A 7,506-nucleotide genomic window follows, 5' to 3' on the forward strand; every position below is an offset into this window, starting at 1 on the left:
AAGCCAGCAGATTTCCTGTTAATCCGGAGATAAACTGGAAAAGTAGGAGAGGAAACCAGTAGATTTCCTGTTAATCCGGAGATAAACTGGAAAAGTAGGAGGGTAAGCCAGTAGATTTCCCGTTAATCCGGAGATAAACTGGAAAAGTAGGAGGGTAAGCCAGTAGATTTCCTGTTAATGTCGAGATAAACTGGAAAAGTAGGAGAGGATGCCAGTAGATTTCCCGTTAATCCGGAGATAAACTGGAAAAGTAGGAGAAGAAGCCAGCGGATTTCCCGTTAATCCGGAGATAAAGCGGAAAAGTAGAAGATAACGATGGAAATCTATGAAAAATATAATGATTGGATCTTAGATTATGACAGAAAGACAATTGAGAAGATTTTTGCAAGATAACTACAGCCAGAACAAGCAGACTAATCGCTCGTTCTGGCAATTCTTTAGAGAGAAACCGGGACACACAATTCACAAAATTCATTTCTGATCATTTCAGCAGTATATCTTTCTAAAATCGGCTTCTGCTCAATTTGGTAATTATTTTTTGCTGCAAATGGGATAATGTCTGCCCATGCTTGCTGAACAGCTTTAGTCGTATGCTCTACTTTGCATACCAGATAGGTCCCGCCATTAAGTACCCCCTCTGAAACCTGATGATCAACAGGTTCTTTATCTGTAAGGACAATACAGGCATCATAGCGGCATTCTTCTGGTGGCGTTGTCTCAGGATTGTCCTGTGCCATGCCGAATATAGTTGCCGTTGAAAGGAGATTTCTCTCAGCTGCCCATTTCTTCAGATTTTCCATTGTTTGTTTATTGGCAGATCCATATGGCCCGACTTTGCGTATATATGCGATTCTTGATGTTGGTATTGTTTCGATTTTCATTTCCATAATCATTCTCCTCTTATGGTTTTTCAGTACTTATCGAATGTAACATGATATAAAATGATATTCACTGATTTTTTTAAAATTATAGGAGCATTCCTGTAATGAAGAAATTTGAGGTTTGAATACAAAAAGCCTCCTTGGTATGATACGAGGTGTCCGATCGTTGCAACGAAAAAGGACCCTTAATTAATACCCAAGGAGGACTCAAGATGAATTATACGCAAAACGAAAAGATTTCGCAAATCACACCATCCACATTGATAGTAGGTATCGATATTGCGAAAGAAAAACACGTGGCAAGAGCACAGGATGATCGAGGAATAGAGTTTGGAAAGCGATGGATCTTTGAAAATCGAGAACATGGATTTGAAAGGTTATTGGAATGGGTGGTCCAACACCAAAAGAAACAGGAGAAAGACCATGTCATCTTTGGTGTAGAACCGACTGGCCATTATTGGTTAAGCCTAGCTTATTACCTAAAAGATAGAGGCTATGATTTTGTGATCGTCAATCCGATGCATGTAAAAAAGTCCAAAGAACTGGATGATAATTCACCAACGAAAAACGACACAAAGGATGCAAGGGTGATTTCACAGCTGATCAAAGATGGGAGATACTCCGTACCGAACCTCTTAGAAGGAATTTATGCCGAACTAAGAGAAGGCGTCAAAGTTAGAGATCAACTATCGAAACAGCTGATGATCATAGAAGGACGTATACAAAATAACCTTCAGCGATATTTTCCAGAGTTTTTCGATGTATTCAAAGACTGGGAAGGAAAAGCAGCAATGTGTAGCTTGCGTAATTTCCCGTTTCCAACTGATCTGGCTGCATTGACGGCAGAAGAAGAGGAAATACGGGGACGGTTCCCGTGCTTCATTCAGAACTGTCCCCAGAGGAAATATAGACAGTAAATGCAAGAGGCTGAATAAAGATAAATTTATTATGGTTTTCTCAAGGAATTACCGTCAGAAACCAGACTTCCCACGGGATAGTATGCATCAGAAACCCGATGGGGAAACTTGACAGCGCTCATATTGACAGCCTTTTTATGATGATATTTTAGATAACCTTTTACATGAATGGGAACCGTATTTGTATCCATTCATGAAAACAGCAATAGCAAGAATGCAGTTGGGAATGAAACGCTAGATCCGTCCCCGTGGTGCATTTCACTAACGGATCGTGTTAGTTGAATAAGCCGATTAGTAATAAACGGACTTCTGCAAATTAGGGATCTCTTTTTTCTTCCTAATTAGGAGTTGCTCCTGTTTTTTCCAAAATGGAATTTTAAAAAATTTGACTATTGGTCCATCGCAATTGATAATTATTTTAGGTGATATGATGACAAATGCAGTGAAAATATCAGTAAGAAATTTAGTAGAATACGTGTTTCGCAGTGGCAGTATTGAGACTGGATTCCGCACGTCTCGTGCGATGAATGAAGGAACTAGAATCCATCAATTAATCCAAAAAAGCTATCGGGATCAAGATCAGAAGGAAGTGTTTGTGGAAGCAGAAATTCCTTATGAAGATTTCGTTGTTCGAGTGGATGGACGTTGTGATGGATTACTGAAAGACGAAGAATCTGTGACAATAGATGAAATAAAGTCGACTGTTCATTTATTGGATGATGTTCAGGAAGATACACATCCAGTCCACTGGGCGCAGGCTATTTTTTACGGTTATATTTATGCCGGAGACCATAATTTAACGAAGGTGACGATTCAACTTACGTATATACAGGTGAAAACGATGGAACAGAAACAATTTCGCCGTGTGATGACATATGAGGAAATGGAAACCTTTGTGTATGGAGTCATTGAGGAATATGCTTCATTTTTAAGAGTGAAGATAAAGCACAAACAAAAGCGAAATAAAACGAGTAAGACACTGGCATTTCCATTTGAGACCTATCGTGAAGGTCAACGTAAACTTGCAGGTGCCGTGTACAAAACTATAGATGACAAAAAAACATTATTCGCAAGTGCTTCGACTGGGATAGGTAAAACCATCTCTACTATTTTTCCTGCTGTCAAAGCAATTGGCGAAGGTAAGCTGGAGAAGCTTTTTTATTTAACTGCAAAGACAATCACAAGAACAGCTGCAGAAGAAGCATTTCAACTATTGATTGATCATGGTCTCGATATTAAAGTCCTTACAATAACTGCCAAGGATAAAATTTGTTTTCAAGAGGAAACGATTTGTACAAGTGAAAAATGTCCTTTTGCAGAGGGGTTTTATGACCGGTTAAATGGGGCGGTAATTGATATTTTGGAACAGGAAAAGATGATAGGGAGGAGCGTAATTGAACATTACGCCAGAAAACACCGCGTTTGTCCTTTTGAATTTTCACTCGAGCTTGCTTATGCTGTGGATGCTGTCATTTGTGATTATAATTATATTTTTGACCCGAGAGTATCGCTGAAGCGGTTGATGGAAGATCAGAAAAAGAAAACAACTATACTAGTGGATGAGGCACATAACTTAGTAGATCGTGCGAGAGAAATGTATTCTGCTGCGATTAATAAATCAAACTTTTTGCAGCTGAAAAGAGAATTTAAAAATAACCGGCTTGCGACAGAGGCTAAAGCTATTAATGACCATTTATTACAAGTTAAGAAGTCTGAAGAATATTTGCGAAAAGGCTTAGATGAAGAACTAGTAGAATTACTAGAATCATTCATCATGGAAGCTGAAATAGAACTGTTAAAGTTGGAAAATGAATTGTTACTGGAAACTTATTTTGCTGCTCAAACTTTTGTGAAAATTGCTAAATTGTACAATGAGCAGTTTCTAACGTATGTGGACATTCATAAAAGTGAAGTGAGGATGAAATTATTTTGCCTTGATCCATCAGAGCAAATTTTGAAAATGGGAAAAGGATTTAGGGCAAGGGTATTCTTTTCAGCAACGTTAATACCTGCCGATTATTATAAAGATTTACTTGGCGGACAATCTGCTGATTATGTTATCTCGATTCCATCCCCTTTTGTGAGAGAGAACACAGAGGTTATCATTCAAGCCTTATCGACGAGATATCGTGATCGTGAAAAGACAATGGAGCCTATGATACACTTTTTCAAAGATGTCATAGATAAGAAGGATGGAAATTTCTTAATCTTCTTTCCGTCTTATCAGTATATGAGAAATGCGTATGAGCAATTTACCGAGTCTTATCCCAATGTGTCTACCATTATTCAGGATGTTGGAATGGCAGAAACAGAAAGAGAAGACTTTCTGGCAGAGTTTAAGTCTGATCGTGCTGAAAGATTGGTAGGTTTTGTTGTACTCGGCGGGATTTTTTCTGAAGGTGTGGACTTAAAAGGAGACAGGTTACAAGGTGTGATCGTAGTAGGGGTTGGCATGCCGCAAATTGGCTTGGAAAGAAACATTATAAAGGACTATTTTCAATCGGTAGGAAAAAATGGCTTTGATTATGCTTATGTGTATCCGGGAATGAATAAAGTATTGCAAGCTGGTGGACGACTTATTCGTTCAGATTCTGACACTGGCGTGATCGCCTTAATCGATGATCGATTTTTACAGATGAAGTATCAGGCACTACTCCCTTATGAATGGCAGCATTATAGAGTTGGTTGTGACGCTTAAGGGAAATACGGGGACGGTTCCCGTGCTTCATTCAGAACTGTCCCCAGAGGAAATTTAGACAGTAAAAGCAGGAGGCTGAATAAAGATTAATTAATTATGGATTTCAAAAGGAATTACCGTCAGAAACTAGACTTCCCACGGGATAGTATGCATCAGAAACCCGATGGGGAAACTTGACTGCTTTCATAATAACAGCTTTTTTATGATAAAATTTTAGATAACCTTTTACATGAATGGGAACCGTATTTGTATCCATTCATGAAAACAGAATAGCAAGAATGTAGTTGGGAATGAAACGCTAGATCCGTCCCCATGGTGCAAATTCATAAAATATGATTGGGAGATAGAAATTGATTAGATAATTGGTCATGCAAGATATATTTTTGATAATCTAACGGGTTTTTATGAAATAGTGTGAGTCAGAGTGGCTTATTTTGTTTTATAAATTGGAGGCGATAGAATGAAAAGGACAGTAATTGGCGGTTTTTTAATGTTTGGAGGATTATTTACTACATTAACTATAATTGTGGCGGCAGTAATATATACTCCCAGCATAACTAGTTGGTCTGGTTCAAAGTTGTGGTATGCAATTTTTGGGGCAGAGCAATATGGGAATGATGTAGTTGATAGTTTATTCTTAGGTTTCCCATTTGTTGCAGGATTGTTATTGTCGATTTTGGGGCTAGTCATACTAGTGATGGAGTATTTTGATAAGTCCTTTTTGAAGAATTGAATGGAATATATCTGTAAAATCTAAAAGTGGTCATTTCCTGAAGGTAAATTAATAGTCAGACTTGTAATTTCTAAACGTCTTCCCTCTCCATAAGATGACAAAAGCAATAATTAATCCAGCAATAGAAACGGACAAAAAATAAATACGGACGGGGAAGGTACTCGTGCTTCATTCAAAACTGTCCCCAGAGGGAATTTAGACAGTAAAAGCAAGAGGCTGAATAAAGATAAATTTTTTATGGTTCTCTCAAGGAATTACCGTCAGAAACCAGACTTCCCACGGGATAGTATGCATCAGGATACCGATGGGGAAACTTGACAGCTTTCATATGGACAGCCTTTTTATGATGATTTTTTAGATAACTTTTACTAGGGAATGAAACGCTAGATCCGTCCCTCTGGTGCAAGATCAAAAAATCAGGAGGGCCGTGAGTTATGCAGTTAAGAACGGATTATAGCATCAAAACCTAGGTTGGATCTGTGAGTTATGCAGTTAAGAAAGGATCATAGCATCAAAACCTAGGGTGGATTCGGGAGTTATGCAGTTAAGAAGGGAACATAGCATCAAAACATCAGGCTGGAGCATGAAGTAATGATGTTAAAGAGTCATCAACCTATCAAAACACTCGAACGCCCACATAGTTTTGATAGGTAAAGCTCATCAACCTATCAAAACTCCCACTCGCCCAAAGAGATTTGATAGGAAAACCCGCTCAACCTATCAAAACCCCCACTCACCCGAAGAGGTTTGATAGGAAAACCAGTTCAACCTATCAAAACCCCCATCCGCCCGAAGAGATTTGATAGGAAAACCAGTTCAACCTATCAAAACTTCCTCTTGCCTGAAAAGATTTGATAGGAAAATCCGTTGTAGGAAATACGGGGACGGCTCTCGTGCTTCATTCAGAACTGTCCCCAGAGGAAATTTAGACAGTAAAAGCAAGAAGCTGAATAAAGAAAATTTTTTATGGTTTTCTCAAGGAATTCCCGTCAGAAACCAGACTTCCTACGGGATAGTCTGCATCAGGAATCCGATGGGGTAAACTTGACAGCTTTCAAATTGACAGCCTTTTCATGATGATATGTTAGATAACCTTTTACATGAATGCGAACTGTATTTGTATCCATTCATACAGAAAACAGCAATAGCAAGAATTCAGTTGGGAATGAAACGCTAGATCCGTCCCCATGTGGCAAAGTAACTTGGCAGTTCTTTTCAATAAGTTGAATTATGAAACCTTATAAAGGAATCTTAAGTCTAACTTAAAGGGGTGATTACTTGAAGAGATTTTTGTGTTCGTTTTTTTTTATAGCAATATGTATTACACTTTTGTCTGCTTGTGGTTCAGACCAAGTTGTCGAAACAAAAGATTGGGACCCCACTATATATGAAAGTGTCAATAACTTAGATGGAGTAACCATGATTGTAAAGGAGGGAACGGTATCTTCTACAGGATTAACCGTAACGTTTGAGAATACCTCCGACAAACGGTGTATATATAGCGAAGATTTTTTGCTGGAAAAAAAGATAGAGGGAACATGGTATCAAGTTCCCTTTGTCCCAGGAACTTCCTATGGCTTTAATGAACCTGGATATGAATTAGATTCATCAAATGCTAGTGATTGGACAGTCGATTGGGAGTGGCTCTATGGAAGGCTGGATAGTGGAGAATACCGTATTGTGAAAGGTATACTAGATGTTAGAGAGCCAGGAGACTATGATGAGCATCATTTGACAGCCGAGTTTGCTGTTGATTAGTTAAATAAAATTATATTTAGAAAGGTTCTACTTAAATTGTAACGGGTGCCAGAGTTGAAGAAGACCATAATACGAAATAGAACTTCCATTTATTTGGAGGTTCCTTTTTTTATATAATTCAACAATGTTGTGTAATTTATGTGCTTATATCTGTAAAGTATTCCTCTTATATTGAAATGCAAAAATCCGATTGTTACACTACTTTTGAAACATAGCGTTGTATTGCGATGAACGAAAGGAGGCTGCAATTTGAAAATCAAACTTGACATTAGTAATGAGCGTTATGATGAAGTCAAATCCGCACTCGAAGAACGAGGAATGGAAATAGATGATACTGCTGATTTGGTATTAAGTGAAGCCAACAGCTACAGTGATAATCTGACTGTGAGAGAAAAAGGAACAAATGCGCGGATCATTTTACCGGCAGAGGATATTGTTTGTATCGAATCATACGGTCATGAAGTTGAGGTACAAACACAGGAAGCAATATATTTAGCTACCGACCGATTATACCGCATT

The 7,506-nt window shown here is 38.3% G+C and carries 4 protein-coding genes and 2 pseudogenes; 5 read left to right on the forward strand and 1 reads right to left on the reverse strand.

Annotated elements, in window-relative coordinates:
• Positions 1 to 437 precede the first annotated feature (437 nt).
• Positions 438 to 887, reverse strand: coding sequence for an AraC family transcriptional regulator (locus F9U64_RS06615; protein ID WP_153402214.1), 450 nt, complete (start codon positions 885 to 887; stop codon positions 438 to 440).
• A gap of 206 nt (positions 888 to 1,093) precedes the next feature.
• On the opposite strand from F9U64_RS06615, the pseudogene F9U64_RS06620 reads away from it, so the two are divergent.
• The 5 genes and pseudogenes from F9U64_RS06620 to F9U64_RS22865 form a co-directional block, all read left to right on the forward strand.
• Positions 1,094 to 1,732, forward strand: a pseudogene (locus F9U64_RS06620) (IS110 family transposase); the annotation flags it as partial.
• A gap of 496 nt (positions 1,733 to 2,228) precedes the next feature.
• Complete coding sequence (locus F9U64_RS06625; RefSeq protein WP_153402279.1) at positions 2,229 to 4,496, forward strand: ATP-dependent DNA helicase; 2,268 nt, start codon at positions 2,229 to 2,231, stop codon at positions 4,494 to 4,496.
• Between the two features lie 460 nt (positions 4,497 to 4,956).
• Positions 4,957 to 5,229 (forward strand): hypothetical protein, encoded by a 273-nt coding sequence (locus F9U64_RS06630; RefSeq protein WP_153402215.1) that lies wholly within the window; start codon positions 4,957 to 4,959, stop codon positions 5,227 to 5,229.
• A gap of 1,278 nt (positions 5,230 to 6,507) precedes the next feature.
• The gene (locus F9U64_RS06635) at positions 6,508 to 6,987 is read left to right on the forward strand and encodes an immunoglobulin-like domain-containing protein (protein ID WP_153402216.1); all 480 of its coding nucleotides are present in this window, start codon (positions 6,508 to 6,510) and stop codon (positions 6,985 to 6,987) included.
• Between the two features lie 249 nt (positions 6,988 to 7,236).
• A pseudogene (locus F9U64_RS22865) lies at positions 7,237 to 7,506 on the forward strand (LytTR family DNA-binding domain-containing protein); the annotation flags it as partial.

The sequence above is a fragment of the Gracilibacillus oryzae genome, from assembly GCF_009498735.1.
GTDB classification, from domain to species: domain Bacteria; phylum Bacillota; class Bacilli; order Bacillales; family Amphibacillaceae; genus Gracilibacillus; species Gracilibacillus oryzae.